Annotated in this window: 15 protein-coding genes; 8 read left to right on the top strand and 7 right to left on the bottom strand. The window is 64.6% G+C overall.

What is annotated here, in order from left to right; genetic code table 11:
- From ACNKW1_RS14540 to ACNKW1_RS14525, 4 genes are all read left to right on the top strand, one after another.
- The coding region (locus tag ACNKW1_RS14540; protein WP_418365319.1) for a TRAP transporter large permease subunit at positions 1-450 on the top strand (450 nt) is incomplete at its 5' end.
- A gap of 16 nt (positions 451-466) precedes the next feature.
- Positions 467-1,243, top strand: a complete 777-nt coding sequence (locus ACNKW1_RS14535) for an SDR family NAD(P)-dependent oxidoreductase (protein WP_004257394.1) — start codon at positions 467-469, stop codon at positions 1,241-1,243.
- Positions 1,244-1,529: 286 nt separating this feature from the next.
- Entirely contained in the window at positions 1,530-1,979 is a 450-nt protein-coding gene (locus ACNKW1_RS14530) for a MaoC family dehydratase (RefSeq protein WP_418365318.1), read from the top strand.
- Positions 1,980-2,655: 676 nt separating this feature from the next.
- Positions 2,656-3,288, top strand: a complete 633-nt coding sequence (locus ACNKW1_RS14525; RefSeq protein WP_418365322.1) for an RluA family pseudouridine synthase — start codon at positions 2,656-2,658, stop codon at positions 3,286-3,288.
- Between the two features lie 144 nt (positions 3,289-3,432).
- Here ACNKW1_RS14525 and ACNKW1_RS14520 read toward each other — a convergent pair whose 3' ends face one another.
- Positions 3,433-5,043 carry a diguanylate cyclase gene (locus ACNKW1_RS14520; RefSeq protein WP_418365317.1) on the bottom strand — a complete coding sequence of 537 codons (1,611 nt, stop codon included), beginning with the start codon at positions 5,041-5,043 and terminating at the stop codon, positions 3,433-3,435.
- A 291-nt stretch (positions 5,044-5,334) separates the two neighbouring features.
- Between ACNKW1_RS14520 and ACNKW1_RS14515 the strand changes: the two genes are divergently transcribed.
- Positions 5,335-6,597 carry an OprD family porin gene (locus ACNKW1_RS14515; RefSeq protein ID WP_418365316.1) on the top strand — a complete coding sequence of 421 codons (1,263 nt, stop codon included), beginning with the start codon at positions 5,335-5,337 and terminating at the stop codon, positions 6,595-6,597.
- A 107-nt stretch (positions 6,598-6,704) separates the two neighbouring features.
- Here the strand turns inward: ACNKW1_RS14515 and katG are convergent, their stop codons facing one another.
- A complete protein-coding gene (katG, locus tag ACNKW1_RS14510; protein WP_418365315.1) occupies positions 6,705-8,879 on the bottom strand; it encodes a catalase/peroxidase HPI in 2,175 nt (724 codons plus the stop codon).
- A 221-nt stretch (positions 8,880-9,100) separates the two neighbouring features.
- Between katG and ACNKW1_RS14505 the strand changes: the two genes are divergently transcribed.
- Together ACNKW1_RS14505 and gpmI are read left to right on the top strand one after the other, a co-directional pair.
- Positions 9,101-9,325 carry a hypothetical protein gene (locus tag ACNKW1_RS14505; protein WP_418365314.1) on the top strand — a complete coding sequence of 75 codons (225 nt, stop codon included), beginning with the start codon at positions 9,101-9,103 and terminating at the stop codon, positions 9,323-9,325.
- A gap of 93 nt (positions 9,326-9,418) precedes the next feature.
- Positions 9,419-11,059: a 2,3-bisphosphoglycerate-independent phosphoglycerate mutase gene (gene gpmI / locus ACNKW1_RS14500; protein WP_418365313.1), complete on the top strand. Its 1,641-nt coding sequence runs from the start codon at positions 9,419-9,421 to the stop codon at positions 11,057-11,059.
- Between the two features lie 77 nt (positions 11,060-11,136).
- Here the strand turns inward: gpmI and ACNKW1_RS14495 are convergent, their stop codons facing one another.
- Entirely contained in the window at positions 11,137-11,910 is a 774-nt protein-coding gene (locus ACNKW1_RS14495; protein WP_418365312.1) for a polyprenyl synthetase family protein, read from the bottom strand.
- Positions 11,911-12,118: 208 nt separating this feature from the next.
- Between ACNKW1_RS14495 and ACNKW1_RS14490 the strand changes: the two genes are divergently transcribed.
- Complete coding sequence (locus ACNKW1_RS14490; protein WP_418365311.1) at positions 12,119-13,447, top strand: ferric reductase-like transmembrane domain-containing protein; 1,329 nt, start codon at positions 12,119-12,121, stop codon at positions 13,445-13,447.
- A gap of 57 nt (positions 13,448-13,504) precedes the next feature.
- On the opposite strand, the gene ACNKW1_RS14485 is transcribed toward ACNKW1_RS14490, so the two are convergent.
- From ACNKW1_RS14485 to ACNKW1_RS14470, 4 genes are all read right to left on the bottom strand, one after another.
- On the bottom strand, positions 13,505-13,870 hold the full coding sequence (locus ACNKW1_RS14485) for a hypothetical protein (protein WP_418365310.1): 366 nt from the start codon (positions 13,868-13,870) through the stop codon (positions 13,505-13,507).
- 88 nt (positions 13,871-13,958) lie between these two features.
- Positions 13,959-14,852: a bile acid:sodium symporter family protein gene (locus ACNKW1_RS14480; RefSeq protein WP_418365309.1), complete on the bottom strand. Its 894-nt coding sequence runs from the start codon at positions 14,850-14,852 to the stop codon at positions 13,959-13,961.
- On the bottom strand, positions 14,853-15,779 hold the full coding sequence (gene menA / locus ACNKW1_RS14475; protein WP_418365308.1) for a 1,4-dihydroxy-2-naphthoate octaprenyltransferase: 927 nt from the start codon (positions 15,777-15,779) through the stop codon (positions 14,853-14,855).
- 259 nt (positions 15,780-16,038) lie between these two features.
- On the bottom strand, positions 16,039-18,279 hold the full coding sequence (locus ACNKW1_RS14470) for an NADP-dependent isocitrate dehydrogenase (protein ID WP_418365307.1): 2,241 nt from the start codon (positions 18,277-18,279) through the stop codon (positions 16,039-16,041).
- Positions 18,280-18,412: the final 133 nt, after the last annotated feature.

The raw sequence follows: 18,412 nt of genomic DNA, 5'->3' as shown, positions 1-18,412 counted from the left end.
TTCACGATGATCGGTGCCGGGATATTCAGCTATTTCCTGACCCTAGTTCAAATACCGCAGGCGATTGCAGAGGTGATTGTTGAAAGCGGCATCTCTCCTTCCTTGATTGTCGCGGTTCTGCTGCTGGCCTATGTCCCACTGGGGATGTTCCTCGATGCGTTCTCGATGATGGTAATCACCCTGCCGATCGTGTTCCCCACGGTTTCAGGGCTTGGCTTTGACCCGATTTGGTTCGGAATCTTATGCGTCAAGATGTGCGAGATCGGGCTGATGACACCTCCGGTAGGCTTGAATTGCTTTGTCATCGCAGGGATCGACCGAAGCACATCCTTGGCAGACGTATTCCGTGGCGCGCAGTGGTTCGTGGCAATGGAGATGTTCACCGTGGCCATCCTGTTCGCATTTCCCGCGATCACGACCTGGTTGCCCGAAACGATGATGGGACGCTGAGGAAAGGGAGAAGCTCATGCGCGAGAACTATGGCACGGCACTCATCACGGGCGGTGGGTCGGGGATCGGGCGGGCCGCTGCGCTTGCACTCGCTCAACGAGGCGCGCGCGTCGTCGTCACTGACTTGAGGCTCGAGAGTGCCATCGAAGTTGCTCGGGAGATCACGACGGCGGGTGGTGAGGCAATCGGTATCGCGCTCGATGTTGGAGATGCGGCGTCGATACTGTCGGGGTTCGATCGAACGGAGGCAGAGTTCGGGAATGTGGATGTCCTTGTAAACAGCGCTGGACTGCTCTTGGTCGAGCCACTCCTCAGCTTTTCTCCGGAAAGTTGGGAGAGGGTGATGCGCGTCAATGTCACCGGAACCTTCCTGGCAAGCCAGCGCGCTGCGCAAGGCATGGCCGAACGAGGCTATGGACGTATTGTTAACATCACCTCTGTCTCGGGGCTACGAGCAGGGGTGGGGCGCACGGCCTACGGCACATCAAAGGCTGCCATCATTGGCCTCACCCGGCAGTTTGCGCTGGAACTCGGCCCTCTCGGAGTGACCGCGAACGCGATTGCTCCGGGAGCAATCGAGACCCCGATGACATTGGGTACCTACAGTGATGAGACCTGGGAAAACATTCTTGCTATGGTCCCCACGAAGCGCCGTGGCACTCCCCAGGATATCGCTGAGGCGATCGTCTACATTGCGTCCCCTGCCGCCTCTTACGTTAACGGAGAGACGCTCACCGTGGACGGAGGCTATGTGGCCGCCGGCATGACACAGACAGGCAGGTTACGCGTCTGACCCGTGGAAATTGTTTCGACGCCCGGAATCGATACGCTACAGGCCAATCTTCGGGCTCGATGACACCGGGTAGGAGCGAGAAGTCGACGGGATTCAGCACGGATTCGCCTGCAGTTGCCTCCACGAAAGATGTGCGCTCCCACTTGTCACCCCGAAGGGGCCAAGGCGCGTCGTAACGTCGTGCGCCGACGGACAAGGCGTAGCAGTAGCGCTGCGTCCGTACTCAGTGCATGGGACTATCACGGTCGCCGAAATCTCAACAGCAAACACCGAGAGACATTCCTGAATGAACACCCGCTACCTCGACGATCTGCAGGCCGGTCAGACCTTCAAGACCAATGGTGTAACGCTCACAGAGGGCGACATCATCGACTTCGCACTGAAGTATGACCCTCAGCCGTTTCACTTGGACGTCGTAGAGGCCGCGCAATCCCCCTACGGTGGCCTCATCGCCAGCGGGTTCCAGAGTGTCGCCTACTGCTTCCGCTTATTCATACAAAGCGGAGTCTTTCTTGATTCCAGTATCGGGTCTCCGGGAATTGACGAGCTCAGGTGGCTCGCGCCTGTTAGGCCCGGCGATACCCTACGCACAGAGGTCGAAGTGCTTGAGGTTCGTCCATCGTCGTCGAAACCTGACCGTGGGATTGCAAAACTCAAGTATCAAGCGAGAAACCAGCAGAACGAAGTAGTTTTGACCTTCCTGGTTAATCACCTTCTCAGGCGTCGTGTGTCGTGACGTCTCTGCCAAGCAGCTCAAGCCGCTTACGGTGAACACCAAATGGCATGCAGATATTCGTTCACCGACACCCAGGACGAAAGTGCAGGTGCCGGGCCGCTGGCAGACAAGGTGCATCACATGCCCTCGAGGCTCGGACGTTCGCGCAACTGGATCATCAAGCAGGCGCTTCTCCCAAGAGGAGACGCACGCCCGCCCGGCCCGATAGGCGCTGGCTGACGTCGACGCAGGCCTCATCATCGACCACCTGGCAGTGCAGACTTGGGCGGATAGTCTTGGTACGAAGACGGCGCTGCCGCACGGGTGAGGCTAAGGTGGTCCAGCAAAGCGCTTTCCGCAAAAGGCGCCCATGTGAATAGCTTGCTGACGGTGCTCGCGAACATGTCGCCTGTTGCATTGGCGATCACCTACGGCACGTGGTCGGGACCCCTTCCGTGCTGCGATTGGTCGCAGCCGGCGGAACGGCTTGCAATCCTGACCCTCTCAGATATACTCATAACCATATATTTTTAAACACTTTTCTTGATCTCAACTGGCTAAGAAGTCGGCTTGCCAATTTATGCCGACATCTCTGCCAACAATTGAAGGGCAAACTCGGTGGAACGCCTGTAGATGAAGGGGGCGACCTGCCAATTTATGCCCTTCGCTACAATAGTCCCTCCAGCCGAGCGTAGCCATCCCCACCGTCCTCCACCTCGACCCCGACCTCCTCGTCGTAGACAAGCCCGCCGGCCTGCTCTCGGTGCCCGCACGCGGTGCCGACCGTCAGGACTGCCTCGCAGCGCGTGTCCAGGCCCTCCACCCGGACGCGCTGATCGTGCATCGCCTGGACGCGGCCACCTCGGGGCTGGTGCTGTTCGCACGCGGCCTTGAGATGCTGCGCCGCATGAGCCTTGCGTTCGAGCAGCGCATGGTGGGCAAGGAGTACCTGGCGGTCGTTCAGGGGCATCTGGCACACGACGCAGGGGAGATCGACCTGCCGCTGGGCGAGGACGCCGCACACCGCCCACGCCAGGTCATCGACCCGCTACACGGCAGGCGCTCGCTCACGCGCTACCGGGTACTGGCGCGCGTGGGCAAGGGCGCCGAAGCACGCACGCGTGTGGCGCTGAAACCGGTGACAGGGCGTGCACACCAGTTGCGCGTTCATCTGCAGGCGCTCGGCCACCCGATCCTCGGCGATCCGCTGTACGCACCACCGGACCAAGCCGCGCATTTCGCACGCATGCATCTGCACGCCACGCGCATCGCCTTCATCCATCCGCGCACTCGGATACCCCTGAAGTTCGAGAGCCCCGTGCCGTTCTGAGCATCCCGCATCGACAGGGGGGCGCAGGGGGCCCACGTGCGACACACCCCACGCTGTTCTCGTACGCTCTCAACGCTTTACGCGCTGCTGTCTAGAGACCGGCCCCAGACCGCTTCTGCGAACCTGCCAGGCCCCGCCCCCTTCTCAGGCAAACGCGAGTTCGACCCGGTTGCGCCCTAGGCGCTTCGCGTTGAGGAGGGCTCCATCGGCTGCCTCGGTGAGCGCCGAGGCCGCGCTGATCTCGGGATACACCGAAATTCCGGCGCTGAACGTGGCGTAGAGGGAGCCTCCGGAATGTGCATGCGGGAGCACCGCGAAATCGCCCCGGATCCGGTCGATCACGGTTCTTGCCACCTCGGTGTCAGCACCCGGCAAGGCCACGATGAACTCTTCGCCGCCATAACGACCGATCAGATCAGTGGCGCGCAGACGTCCCTTCAGCAGCCACGCCAAACCGCGGATCACCTGATCGCCAACCGGATGTCCATAGGTATCGTTGATCGACTTGAAATGATCAATGTCGATCATCGCCACCGTGATTCGGGTCGGCTCGGCGGCGCTGGCGACCATCGCCTGCAGGCGCGCCTTCGCTGCGGTATGGTTGAGCAGACCGGTCAGCCCGTCGACCTGGCTGGAACGCTGCGTTTCGCGGAAGCGCGCGATCTTCGTCTTCACCACAGCAGCCAGCAGCACCGGGTTGAAGGGCTTGATCAGGAACTGGTCGCCACCGAGTCGCAGCGCCTCGACCTGCATGCCAACATTGGACTCCCCGGACAGATACACGATCGGGATCGACTGATACGCAGACATCTGGCGCAGCACCCGCGTGGCCTCGACGCCATTGAAGCGCGGCATGTACATGTCCATCAGGATGAGGTCCGGGCGGTACTGCTCCAGCACCTCCAGCAGCGTGCCCGGATCGCCGATCGCCTGGCTGTCGATACCGTGCTCGGCCAGCGTGCGCTGGATCAGGGCGGTGGCCACGCGGGAATCCTCCACCACGAGCACCCTGTGCCTTACCTGCTCATGCGCCTGCACCAGATCAAGAATCCGGCTGAGTACGGCGGACGACTGCTCCTCGGCAGGGATCGCGACATCGATGCCTGCGCGCATCAGCACCACGATCGGATCGATGTCAGAGCGTACACCAAGGTAAAACAACTGGCTCGCCGGGCAGGCCGTGCGCACGGCCTCGATGCGCTCAAGTTCCTGTGGTTGCGCCACGGCGTGGCTGGGCACGAACAACACCGCAAGCGGCCCCTCCGTCCCGGGGAAATCGCTCTCCCAGCCGATCAGCGCCACCTTGAAGCCAAAGAACTGCAACTGGCGACTCAAGCCTTCACCGAGCTCGCGTCCATTGGGATCTGCCACGATCCAAACCGACCTGGGCTTCACCCAGTCGATCTCCTTCCGTGCAGGCGCATCCGGTTTGGCCCGGCACGCCGGCACCGGCGTCCGCGAGGTGTTCACCGAACCCAGCAGGGTGTCGAGCTGACGCTGCAGGGACGCGATGTCCTGCTGCGGCAAGGGATGTGAGGACTGGTCGCCGAGTCGCGCAAGCGCGGCGTTCTCCAGCCCCTCGCATAGCCGCACGAGCCCAGGCAGACGAATACGGCTGAAGTGCTCGGCGAGGCTGTTGATCGCCACCGCAAACTCGATGAACTGCTCGAATCGCCCGTCCTCGACATACCGATCCCAGCGCCTCCGAAGCGCATGAAGACGGTCCTCGACAGAACTGGGCGGCAGACTGGACATGACGGGCTCCGCGTGTGCGATCGGGCATTCTCCCCTTCCCGGGAGCGCAACACAAGGCCTGAATATTCCAATCGGATGCCTTCGCAACCCGGTGAGCAACCTGTGTCCGAACGATGGCAAGACCGCAGCCCTCGCCACACGACCAACGGGGCACATCCCGGAGCAAATGATGCAAACACGCCACAAACCGTCCAGAAGGTCCCGGGCGATGAGAGAATCCGCGCCCCGAACGCGCCAGCCCATGGCGCTACCCCCTGTTTACAAAACAATTCCAGTACAAAGGACAAGATGATGTCGAAGAAGTTGGCAGCCCTGATCGCCCTCGGCCTCGCGACCGCAACGCCGGTCATGGCCGGACAGGCCGATGCGAAGGGTTTCGTTGAAGACAGCGCGCTGAACGTGCTGTTGCGGAACGCTTACATCAATCGCGACTACAGCGACGGCCGCCAGGACAGCGCCGAATGGGGCCAGGGCATCGTCGCCAACTTCGAGTCGGGCTTCACCCAGGGCACCGTCGGCTTCGGCGTCGACGCGTTCGCTGCCTACGGCCTGCGCCTGGACAGCACCCGCCGTCGCAGTGGCAATGGCGGCATCGACTTCTTCATCCAGGACAGCAATGGCAACCCGGAGCACGACGTCGCAAAAGGTGGCGCCTCGCTGAAGGTGCGCCTGTCCAGCACGGTGCTCGCCTACGGCGACCTGCGCCCGAGCCTGCCCGTGCTCAACCACGACGACTCGCGCCTGCTGCCGGAGAGCTTCACCGGCACCATGTTGACCTCGAACGAGATCGAAGGCCTCGAATTCGTTGCCGGCACCTTCCACGCCCAGTCGCGCAAGAGCGACGAGGGTCGTGACAGCGGCGGCCTGAAGGGCATCGACGTGATCGGCGCAAGCTACGCCTTCAGCGACGCCCTGAGCGCTGCGCTCTACGCCTCCGACGTCGACAACGTCGTGCGCGCGAACTCGTTCAAGCGCCAGTATCTCAACCTGAACTACACGCTGCCGATCGCCAGCAACACGCTGAACTTCGACTTCAACGGCTACCGCACCGAGTACGACGTCAGCAAAGACAAGAACCGCATCTGGAGCCTGGCCGCAACCTACGCCACCGGCCCGCATGCGTTCACGCTGGCCTATCAGCGCAGCACCGGCGATGTCGGCTACGACTATGGCTGGTACCAGAACGCGGGCGGCACCGGCAACGGCGGCGGCTCGATCTGGCTGGCGAACTCCTACTGGTCCGACTTCAACGCCAAGGACGAGCGGTCGTGGCAACTCGCCTACTCGGTGGACTTCGCCCAGTACGGTCTCCCCGGCCTGAAGTACCGCGTCGCCTATGTCCGCGGCAGCGACATCGACGTCGGCACCACCACCGATGGCAAGGAACACGAGTTCTTCAATCAGGTCTCCTACACCGTGCAGAGCGGCGCCGCCAAGGACCTGAGCCTGCGCCTGCGCACCTCCTCGCTGCGCGTTTCGAGCGATGCGATCGGCTATAACAACAGCGGCAAGGAAGTCCGCGTGTTCGTCGACTACCCGTTCAACGTGTTCTGATCCGCAACGCACAGGCGAAAAAAACGGGAGCCGAGGCTCCCGTTTTGTTGGCCTTTCACCGCGGCCAGCGGGCGTTTTCAAACCCGCCAGCCGAAAACCCGAACTACTCAGCCAAGATCGAAGCGGTCGGCATTCATGACCTTCGTCCACGCGACAACGAAGTCACGCACGAACTTTTCCTTGCTGTCGTCCTGCGCATACACCTCAGCGTAGGCGCGCAGGATGGCGTTGGAGCCGAACACCAGATCGACGCGGGTCGCGGTCCACTTCTTCGCGCCGCTCTTGCGCTCGACGATGTCGTAGCTGTTACGCCCGGTGGGCTTCCAGCTGTAGGACATGTCGGTCAGATGGACGAAGAAGTCGTTGCTCAGCACACCGACCCGGTCGGTGAAGACGCCATGCTGGCTACCGCCGTGATTGGTACCCAGCACGCGCATGCCACCGATCAGCACCGTCATCTCCGGGGCCGTCAGGCCGAGCAACTGGGCGCGGTCGAGCAGCATCTCCTCGGGCTGGACCACATAGTCCTTCTTCTGCCAGTTGCGGAAGCCGTCATGCAGCGGCTCGAGCACTTCGAAGGACTCGACGTCGGTCTGCGCCTGCGTAGCATCACCACGACCCGGGGCGAACGGCACCTCGACGCTGAAGCCCGCGGCCTTGATCGCCTGCTCCAGGCCGACGTTGCCGCCCAGCACGATCACGTCCGCCACGCTGGCACCGGTCTCGGCGGCGATCTTCTCGTACGCCGCCAGCACCTTGGCCAGGCGGGTCGGCTCGTTGCCTTCCCAGTCCTTCTGCGGCGCAAGGCGAATACGCGCCCCGTTGGCACCGCCGCGGTAGTCAGAGCCGCGGAAGGTGCGGGCACTGTCCCAGGCGGTGGCAACCATGTCGCTCACCGACAGCCCGGCGGCGGCGATCTTCGCCTTCACCGCGGCAACGTCGTAGTCCTTGCGGCCGGCCGGCACCGGATCCTGCCAGATCAGGTCCTCAGAAGGCACGTCGGGGCCGATGTAGCGCGTCTTCGGGCCCATGTCGCGGTGGGTCAGCTTGAACCACGCACGGGCGAAGACGTCCTCGAAGTAGGCCTGATCGTCGCGGAAGCGCTCGGCGATCTTGCGGTACTCGGGGTCGAACTTCAGCGCCATGTCGGCGTCAGTCATCATCGGCTTGCAGCGGATCGACGGATCCTCGACGTCGACCGGCATGTCTTCCTCGGCGATGTGGACCGGCTCCCACTGCCAGGCACCGGCGGGCGACTTCTGCAGCCACCAGTCATGCTTGAACAGCATGTCGAAGTAGCCGTTGTCCCACTTGGTCGGCTTCGACGTCCACGCGCCCTCGATGCCGCTGGTCACCGTGTTGCGGCCGATGCCGCGGGTCGTGTGGTTCATCCAGCCGAAACCCTGCTCTTCAAGATCGGCGCCTTCCGGTGCCGGGCCGAGATTGGCCGCGCTACCGTTGCCGTGCGCCTTGCCGACCGTGTGACCGCCAGCGGTGAGCGCGACGGTTTCCTCGTCGTTCATCGCCATGCGGGCAAAGGTCACGCGCATGTCCTGGGCCGTCTTGAACGGGTCGGGCTTGCCGTCGACACCTTCCGGGTTCACGTAGATCAGGCCCATCATCACCGCGGCAAGCGGGTTCTCCAGGTCGCGCTGACCGGAGTAGCGCGAGCCCTCGCTGCCGCTCGGGGCAAGCCATTCCTTCTCCGAGCCCCAGTAGATGTCCTTCTCGGGATGCCAGATGTCCTCACGGCCGAACGCGAAGCCGAAGGTCTTGAAGCCCATCGACTCGTAAGCCATGTTGCCGGCGAGGATGATGAGGTCAGCCCAGCTGACCTTGTTGCCGTACTTCCGCTTGATCGGCCACAGCAGGCGGCGGGCCTTGTCGAGGTTGCCGTTGTCCGGCCAGGAGTTGAGCGGCGCGAAGCGCTGGTTGCCGGTGCCGCCGCCACCACGGCCGTCGGCCACGCGGTAGGTGCCGGCAGCATGCCAGGCCATGCGGATCATCAGGCCGCCGTAGTGGCCCCAGTCGGCCGGCCACCATTCCTGGCTGTCCGTCATCAGGGCCTTGAGGTCGTTCTTCAGCGCGTCGACGTCGAGCTTCTTCAGTTCCTCGCGGTAGTTGAAGTCCGGCCCCAGCGGGTTGGTCTTGGTGTCGTGCTGGTGGAGGATGTCCAGGTTCAGCGCCTTGGGCCACCACTCCATCACCGAGTTGCCGGCGGCCGTGTTGCCACCATGCATGACCGGGCACTTGCCCGCGGTACTCGTGCCGTTTCCACTCATCTCGTTCTCCTTCTGTGGATTTGCTTGACCTTGATCCTGAATGACGGCCGTGCAGCGACGCGTGCCCTGTCGCGCCGGCTCTCAGCGACTGCTGCCCCATCCTGTGGGGCAGATTCATTGCCCACGGACTCAGCGTAGCAAACATCGCGCAGGAGTGAAGCAATTGCGATGATTTATTCAGGCTATCGTAAAATACTCCTTAAAAGTTTTTGCGTATCAAAATGCTTCCACAAGAAGCACATACCGCCGACTCCACCTTTCCGCCGCGGCAAGGCCAGGGCGCGGTCGCCGTGCAGGTTCCGGGCTGCAAGGCTCCACTCAGCGCCACCTTCTCCAAGCACACCATCTCCGGCCCGGTGCTCGGTGTGGGCGTGGCACAACTGTCCGCCCACCGCGACGCCCTGATTTCAGCCTGGCAATCAGCCCTGCAGCAATCGGCCCGATAGCCCCCCGAAGGCTGTTTTTGAAGGAAAATGCCGTACTCGCCCGCTGGCCGCAATGTACGGCAGGGCCGCGGATTCATCCTTCAGGAAGCAAGCATGCTGCAAACGTTCCCCGCCTTCGCCGGCGTGAAAGGCCCCGTCGTCGTCGTCGTCATGGATGGCTACGGCATTCCGACGAACCCGACCGGCAGCGCCATCGACGCGGCGCGCAAGCCCACCCTCGACCGCCTGTTCGCGCAATACCCCAACATCACGCTGCGCGCGCACGGCACCGCGGTGGGCATGCCGTCCGACGACGACATGGGCAACTCCGAGGTCGGCCACAACGCCATCGGCGCCGGCCAGGTCTATGCGCAGGGCGCAGCCCTGGTCGCCAACGCCATCGCCGAAGGCGCAATCTGGCAGGGAGAGGCCTGGCAGCAGATCGTCACCGGCGCCAAAGAAGGCCGAGGCGTCCTCCACTTCATCGGCCTGTTCTCCGACGGCAACGTGCACAGCCACATCGACCACCTCAAGGCGATGGTGCTGCGCGCCAAGGAAGAGGGCATGCCCACCGTGCGCATTCACGCCCTGCTCGACGGCCGCGACGTGCCCGAGACCAGCGCGCTCGACTACGTCGTACCCTTCGAGGCCTTCCTGCAGGACGTGAGCACCGCCGGCTTCGACGCCCGCATCGCCTCCGGCGGCGGCCGCCAGACCATCACCATGGACCGCTACGACGCCAACTGGCCGATGGTGGCGCGCGGCTGGCGCACCCATGTGCTGGGCGAAGGCCCGCAGTTCGCCAACGCCGCCGAGGCGGTGCACGGCCTGCGCACGAAGCACCCTGGCACCATCGACCAGGATCTGCCCGAGTTCGTCGTTGCTGAAAACGGCAAGCCGATCGGTACCATCGAGGACGGCGACTCGGTCGTGTTCTACAACTTCCGCGGCGATCGCGCGATCGAGATCACCCGCGCCTTCGTGGAAGAGGATTTCACGGAGTTCGACCGCGTGCGCGCCCCACGCGTGACCTACGCCGGCATGCTGCAGTACGACGGCGACCTGCAGTTGCCCAAGCGCTTCCTGGTCGCCCCGCCGGCGATCAAGGACACCTCGGGTGAATGGTTCAGCAAGTCGGGCCTGGCGCAGTTCGCCTGCTCCGAGACGCAGAAGTTCGGCCACGTCACCTATTTCTGGAACGGCAACCGGTCGAACAAATTCGACGGCGAGACCTGGCAGGAAGTCCCCAGCGACGTCGTGCCCTTCGAGGAGCGCCCGTGGATGAAGGCCGCCGAGATCACCGACGCGATGATCGCCGCGCTGCAGTCGGGCCAGTACAAGGTGCTCCGCTGCAACTACGCCAACGGCGATATGGTGGGCCACACCGGTAACTTCCGCGCAGCGACCATGGCAATCGAGGCGGTGGACCTGGCACTGGCGCGCCTGCTACAGGCGATCGACACCGCCGGCGGCGTGGCGCTGATCACCGCCGACCACGGCAATGCCGACGAGATGTTCGAACTCGACAAGAAGACGAAGCAGCCCGCGCTGAACCAGGACGGCAGCTACAAGGCGAAGACCGCACACACCCTCAACCCGGTGCCGCTGATCCTCTACGACAACGTCAGCGGCGGCAGGCTGGGCCTCGCGCACACGGAAACCGCCGGCCTGTCGAACATCGCCGCCACGGTGGCGAACCTGCTCGGGCTGGAAAAGCACCAGAAATGGGATGAAAGTCTGCTGGTCGTGAAGTAACTCCGGCGGCAGAGACGCCGCTGCACCTCGTCGCCACACCGCGCCACGACCGGCTCAACGCCGGTCGCCAGCGCCGATCAGACGAAGAGGTTCAGCGCATCCCCGCCCGCCAGCGCGGGCTCAGCGGCCGAGAGCACCGCCCGCGCAGCCTCTGTTTCGCGCGCCGCACACCCGAGCGGGTCGTCGACGCCGAAGCGCCGTGCATCCTCGGCCTCGGCGAGCAGGCTGTGGGCCGTACCCACATGGTGGCCAAAGGCCGCCAGCGCACTGCAGCTTGCGGCATCCGCGCCGTGCAGCATTGCCATGCACTGCACGCCGGCCTCGAACAGCGTGGCCCGGCGGCGGCGCACGATGTCCAGACAGTGATCCGCATCACACCCACCCGTGTCACGCGCCACCCGGTACATCACCTCACCCTCCGCAATCCGGTTGGTCGCATCCGAAAGCACACGCATGACGGCCATGTCGTCGAGATCCACGATCATGCGAAACGCTCCCGTGTAGAGCAGGTCACCCAGCAGGATGTTGCCCGCATTGCCAAACAATGCGCCCTCACTGTGCGCATCCGCGCCGCCCCCGCTCGCCTCGGTGACGCCATCATGCAGCGCGAGCGAAATCTGGATCAGTTCCACCGCCGCAGCCAGCGCATACTGCCGCTCGCCGGCATACCCCAGCCCGCGCGCGGCGGCCACCACCAGCGCCGGACGCACCCGCTCGCTGCCATGCAGGATCAGGTCGACGACCTGGCGGATCAGCACCACATCGCTGTTGAACTGGGCGCGAATGCGCGCATCAACCCGCTCCATGTCGCTCTGGAGCCAGTCGGGAAGGGGATCGGGTAACTGGAGCATGTTCAGACAGCCTTTGGGGCCGCGGATTTCGGCCGTTTGCGGTTCGCCCGCGAGTCTATAGCCGCACCGCCGTGCTGACCAGCCACCGGGCGCAAAGACCACGCTCGGAACCGCCTACAAACCCATACACGCCCGATACATGCTGTGGCGCACAATTCTCCGTGAACGAACCCGTCTCGATCGGTCACGCGTTCTGCAGGAGCCCATCATGAAACGAATCAAACACGCGCTCGCCACCATCCTCGTCCTCCTCAGCCTGCTTTGGCTTTGGGCCGATCCGCTCACGCTCGAGGGCGGGTCCTTCTTCGCCGTCCGCAGCATCGCCGTCCACTACAGCGGGGTGCTCGCCATGGGTGTCATGAGCATTGCCATGATCCTCGCGCTGCGCCCAGTGGCACTGGAGCCTCTGCTCGGCGGCATGGACAAGGCATATCGGCTGCACAAGTGGCTGGGCATCGCCGGCCTGTCGATCAGCGGCCTCCACTGGCTATGGGCGCAGGGGCCCAAATGGGCCGTAGGCTGGGGTCTGCTGGAACGCCCCCAGCGCGGCCCGCGTCCAGAGCAGACGGTGGAGCTCTTCCGGTTCTTCCAGGAACAGCGCGGGCTGGCGGAAACCATCGGTGAATGGGCCTTCTATGCCTTCATCGTGCTCGCGGCGATCGCGCTGATCAAGCGCTTTCCCTATCGCCGCTTCTTCCAGACTCACCGCGTGATGGCCGCGGTGTATCTGGCCCTCGTCCTGCATGGCGTGGTGCTCTTGCCCTTCGCCTACTGGAGCACCCCGCTCGGCGGCGTCATGGCCTTGCTGATGGCGGCCGGCAGCTACGCCGCCGTGCTCTCGCTGACCGGGCGCATCGGCCGCTCGCACCGCGCGCTGGGCACGGTAGAGCGCGTCATGCAGCACCCCGGCAACCAGGTCCTCGAAGTCGCTCTGCAGATCGACTCCTCCTGGCCCGGGCACCAGACCGGCCAGTTCGCGTTCGTAACCTTCGATGAGCGAGAAGGACCGCACCCCTTCACCATCTCATCCGCCTGGCAGGGCGACGGCCACATGACGTTCCTGATCAAGCCCTTGGGCGATTACACCCGCAGCCTGCCCGCCACGCTGAGGGCCGGCGACCCGGTTCGGGTCGAGGGGCCTTACGGACGCTTCGACTTCACCGGCACGCAAGCACACCAGATCTGGGTGGCCGGCGGCATCGGCATCACCCCCTTTATCGCCCGCCTGCAGGCGCTGGCCGCGCAGGGTGGCGACAAGCCGGTCGATCTGTTCTACAGCACCGCGGCGCCGGACGAGGGTTTCATCGCCCGCCTGCGCGAACTCGCCGCCCAGGCCCGGGTGAAGCTGCATGTACTCGTCACCGCGCACGACGGCCGCCTGGACGCCGAACGCATCTGCCGCAGCGTGCCGGCCTGGGCACAGGCAGGCGTGTGGTTCTGCGGGCCGGCAGGGTTCGGAAACACCTTGCGCGAAGCGCTTGGTGCGCGCGGCCTGGCGCCGGAGCGCTTCCATCAGGAGCTGTTCGAGATGCGCTGATGGCGCACGCCAATCGCCCCCGCAACAGCGCCCTGGAGCCTGCCGCAGGCCATGCTCTTACTGCGGGCCGTGCGCGGCCATCGCCTCCTCGCAGTAGACCGGCTTCATGTCCTTGGTGCAGAACGCCTTGAGCTTGCCCAGCGACTCCCGGTAGAACACGTTCCACTCCTCCTGGGTGGTGAAGCGGGCCGAGAGGGCGTAGTTGCAGCGCGAATGCAGCTGGTTGAGCTCGCCAACGGTCATGCCGTACTGCTCGGCGAAGATGGTCCGCAGTTGCTGCGCCGGCACCGTGCTGTTCATTGCAGCGGCGTCGTAGAGCGAGAACAGCTCGAAATCCTCGGCCGTGCACGGCGGGAACCCGGCCTGCGCGGCCCCCGCGAACATCAGCGACAGGCCGAACAGGGCAGACTTGAGAGGCTTCATGACAATTTCTCCAGGAGGAACGGATGCCGCGCCATCGGCCCGGCAAGGACAAGCGACATCAGGGCGCTAGCTTCTGCGCCCGGGCGGATCATTTCAAGCCCTGCGCGAGCACGGTCGCGGGCAGGGCGCGGCGGGAGACGAGCATCAGCCCGATCGCGCCGAAGTTCATCGTGAGCGCATAGACCACGCCCGCCACCGCCAGCTCGGGCTGGCGCAGGAGTACGATGGCGACGAAAATCGCCAGGCCGGCATTCTGCAGGCCACACTCCATCGCCACCGCCACCGCATCGCGGCGCGCAGCGCCCACCAGCACCACCAGCCCATAGGCGCAGCCCATGGCGAGGAAATTGAGCGCCAGCGTGGCCGGGCCCACTGCATGCAGGTTGGCGAGGATGGTGTCCTTGTGGGTAAAGAAGGTCGCTGCAACGATCACTGCGAAGAACAGCGTCGCCAGCCGGCCAATCGTCTTTTCACTGCGCGCGGTGAAGCCGGGCGCCTTGTGGCGCAGCAGCATTCCGGCCACGATCGGCAGCGTCGTCACCACCAGCACGCTGCCGATGAGCTTCCCCACCGGCAGCTCGGTCAGCTGCGCCGCGCCCTCGCCGAGCAACCCTCCGCCGAGCCAGGCCAGCACCCCCTTGACGAGCAGCGGGAAGCTCACCAGCGCCGCAAGACTGCTGATCACCGTCAGGGTCAGGGACAGGGCCGCATTGCCGCGCGCCAGATGGGTGAGGAAGCCCGAGCTTGCGCCGCCCGGACAGGCGGACAGGATCATCAGGCCGATGCCGAGCACGGGCGGCAGTTCGAACAGCATCACCACCGCCAGCGCGGCGAGCGGAACGAGCACGAGCTGGCCGAGCAGGCCCACGAGCAAGGCCTTCGGTTGCACGAACACTCGACCAAAATCGCCCGCCTGCAGCGCCAGCCCGACCGAGAACATGATGAAGGCCAGCGCCGCTGGCAGCAGGAAGTCGAGATTCATTTACGCAAGGGGAGGAAAGCAGTTCAGCAAGGAGATACCCACCGCGGCGAGCACGCCAGCCCGGGTGCCGGTTCGCGCGCTGTCAACAAGCACGCCATTGAAGGCTGCGCCGTCAGCCGCAGCACGGAAGCGACGTACCAGTTCGGGCAGCGCCGGCGCAGTCAGCAGCGCAAGCAGGGCACCGGGCAGGCCCGCCAGCGCCAGCGCCAGCAGCATCACCGGTGTGGCCAGCATCAGCACTGCGTAGCCCTTCCACGCGTGCTGCAGGCCCAGGACGGCAGCCAGCGTGCGGCGGCCGGCGCGCAGGTCGCTGTCGAGGTCGCGGAAGTTGTTCACCAGCAGCACCGCTGCAGCCGGCGCGCCGACCGCGATCCCCGCGAGCACGTCGCGCACATCGACGGTGCGCGATTGCAGCCAGTCGCTGCCGAGTACGGCGAGCACACCGAAGAACAGCAGCACGAAGATCTCGCCTAACGGCGAGTGCGAGATCGGCCACGGCCCGCCCGAATACGCCCAGCCGGCGAGCAACGCGGCGAGGCCGATGGCGAGAATCATCACGCCGCCGACGGCGCTGAGCCAGGCACCAAGGCCAAGGGCCACCAGCAGACAGAGCAGGGCACCGTGCTTGACCTCGGCCGCACTCGCCCAGCCCGCGAGCGTGACCCGCAAAGGTCCCCTGCGCTCGGGCCGGTCGGTGCCACGCTCGAAATCCACGGCATCGTTGTACAGATTGGTGCCGATCTGGATCAACAGCGCGCAGGCCAGGGTCGCGAGCAACACCATCCCGTCAAGCGCGCTGCCGCGCGCGACGGCGAGCGCCGTGCCCAGCGCCACCGGGGCCACCGCCATGCCGAGCGTGCGCGGACGGATCGCTGTCCACCAAACCCTCAGCGCACCCGGGCGGACGGCAGGGGGATGCGTATTCACGAGCAGCTCCTGCGCGGGGCAGGGCGGCATGCGAGGGCACGACAGGGTGCGAACGACCTTGCGGCCGCAAGGTACGCGATCTCTCTCATCGGGGAAGCTTGGTTCGGATTTGCGCCGGATTATCGCACAGCGGCCGGGCGCACCCGCGCCACGGCCCGGTAATCGTGAACGCAGGAAGGGGCAGAAGACCCTCGGGTCGATCTGCCCCTTCCCGGCTTGCCGGCCCCCGCCAAGGCGGGCCGGCACTGCATCATCCGCCTCAGGCGGCGCGTGCAGCTGCAATGATGGCGTTGAACGTGGCGCTCGGGCGCATCACTGCCTCGCACTTCTCCACGTCGACCTTGTAGTAGCCGCCGATATCTGCGGCCTTGCCCTGAACTTCGGTGAACTCGGCAACGATCTTCTGCTCATTGTCGGCAAGCGCCTTGGCGAGCGGCGCGAACGTGCCCGCCAGTTCGGCGTCCTCGGTCTGGCTCGCCAGGCGCTCGGCCCAGAAGCGGGCGAGGTAGTACTGGCTGCCGCGGTTGTCGAGCTGACCCGTCTTGGGCGAGGGCGACTTGTTCTCGTCGAGCAGACGGCCGGTAGCCTCGTCCAGGGTCTTCGCGAGCAGCTTGGCGCGGGCGTTGCCGGTCTTGATCCCAAGATCCTCCAGCGACACCGCCAGGGCGAGGAACTCGCCGAGCGAATCCCAGCGCAGGTGGTTCTCCTGGGTGAGCTGTTGCACGTGCTTGGGCGCCGAGCCGCCGGCGCCGGTTTCGTACATGCCGCCACCGTTCATCAGCGGCACGATCGACAGCATCTTGGCCGAGGTGCCCAGTTCCATGATCGGGAACAGGTCGGTCAGGTAGTCGCGCAGGATGTTGCCGGTGACCGAGATGGTATCCAGGCCGCGGGCCACACGCTCGAGCGTGAAGCGCATCGCACGTACCTGCGACATGATCTGGATGTCGAGGCCAGTCGTGTCGTGATCCTTGAGGTAGGTCTTCACCTTCTTGATCAGCTCGTTCTCGTGCGGGCGGTAGGGGTCAAGCCAGAAGATCGCCGGCATGCCCGAGTTGCGCGCGCGGGTGACGGCGAGCTTGACCCAGTCGCGAATCGGCGCGTCCTTGACCTGGCACATACGCCAGATGTCGCCTTCCTCGACGTCCTGGCTCAGCAGCACTTCGCCGGTGGCCAGGTCGGTGATGTTGGCCACACCCGCCTCGGGGATCTCGAAGGTCTTGTCGTGCGAGCCGTATTCCTCGGCCTTCTGCGCCATCAGGCCGACGTTCGGCACCGTGCCCATCGTGCGCGGGTCGAAGTTGCCATGCCATTTGCAGAAGTTGATCATCTCCTGGTAGATGCGGGCGAAGGTGGACTCCGGCATGACCGCCTTGGCGTCGTACTGCTTGCCGTCGGCGCCCCACATCTTGCCGCCCTGGCGGATCATCGCCGGCATGGAGGCGTCGACGATGATGTCGTTGGGCGAATGGAAGTTGGTGATGCCCTTGGCCGAGTCGACCATGGCCAGTTCGGGCCGGTGCTCGTGGCAGGCGTGCAGGTCGCGGATGATCTCGTCGTGCTTGGACTCGGGCAGGGTCTTGATCTTCTCGTAGAGGTCGACCATGCCGTTGTTGACGTTGATGCCCAGCTCGTCGAACAGCTTGCCGTGCTTGGCGAAGGCGTCCTTGTAGTAGATCTTGACGCAGTGGCCGAAGACGATCGGGTGCGAAACCTTCATCATCGTCGCCTTCACGTGCAGCGAGAACAGGATGCCCGCCTCGCGGCAGTCGTCAAGTTCCTTCTCGTAGAACTCGCACAGCGCCTGCTTGCTCATGAACATCGAGTCGATGATCTCGCCGTCCTGCAGTGCGACCTTGGGCTTGAGCACGATGGTCTTGCCCGACCGGGTGATCAGTTCCATCTTCACGTCACGCGCCTTGTCCAGCGTCATCGACTTCTCGCCATGGTAGAAGTCGCCATGGTGCATGTGCGAGACGTGGGTCTGCGACCACTGCTTCCATTCACCCATGGAGTGCGGGTGCTTCTTGGCGAAGTTCTTGACCGCGGCGGGCGCGCGGCGATCGGAGTTACCCTCGCGCAGCACCGGGTTCACCGCCGAGCCGAGGCAACGCCCGTAGCGGGCGCGGGTGTCCTTTTCCTCGTCGGTCTTCGGATCCTCGGGGAAATCCGGAATCTTGTAGCCCTTTTCCTGGAGCTCCTTGATGCAGGCCTTGAGCTGTGCGACCGAGGCGCTGATGTTCGGCAGCTTGATGATGTTGGTGTCGGGCTCGAGGGTCAGGCGGCCCAGTTCACCGAGCGTGTCGGGCACCCGCTGCGCTTCGCTCAGGTATTCGGGGAACTCGGCGAGCACGCGGGCGGACACCGAAATGTCGGCCTTCTCGATCTCGACGCCTGCAGGGCCGGTGAAGGTGCGGATGACCGGAAGGAAGGCGCAGGTCGCGAGCAGCGGCGCCTCGTCCGTGAGCGTGTAGATGATCTTGGATTTCCCTGCAGACATTGGTTTCCCCTAGATGTTTTAGATCTTGTCCTGACTACCCGATGGCGACCCCCTGTCGCCGGTGCGGCGCCAGGTCCGCACGATCGCAGTCGCCCGGAAAAATACCACTTATCGCCCTTCCCTACATCGAAAC

Source organism: Thauera sp. WH-2 (genome assembly GCF_048321015.1).
Classification (GTDB): domain Bacteria; phylum Pseudomonadota; class Gammaproteobacteria; order Burkholderiales; family Rhodocyclaceae; genus Thauera.
The sequence above is the reverse complement of the archived record's forward strand: the minus strand, read 5'-3'. Positions and strand labels throughout refer to the sequence as shown.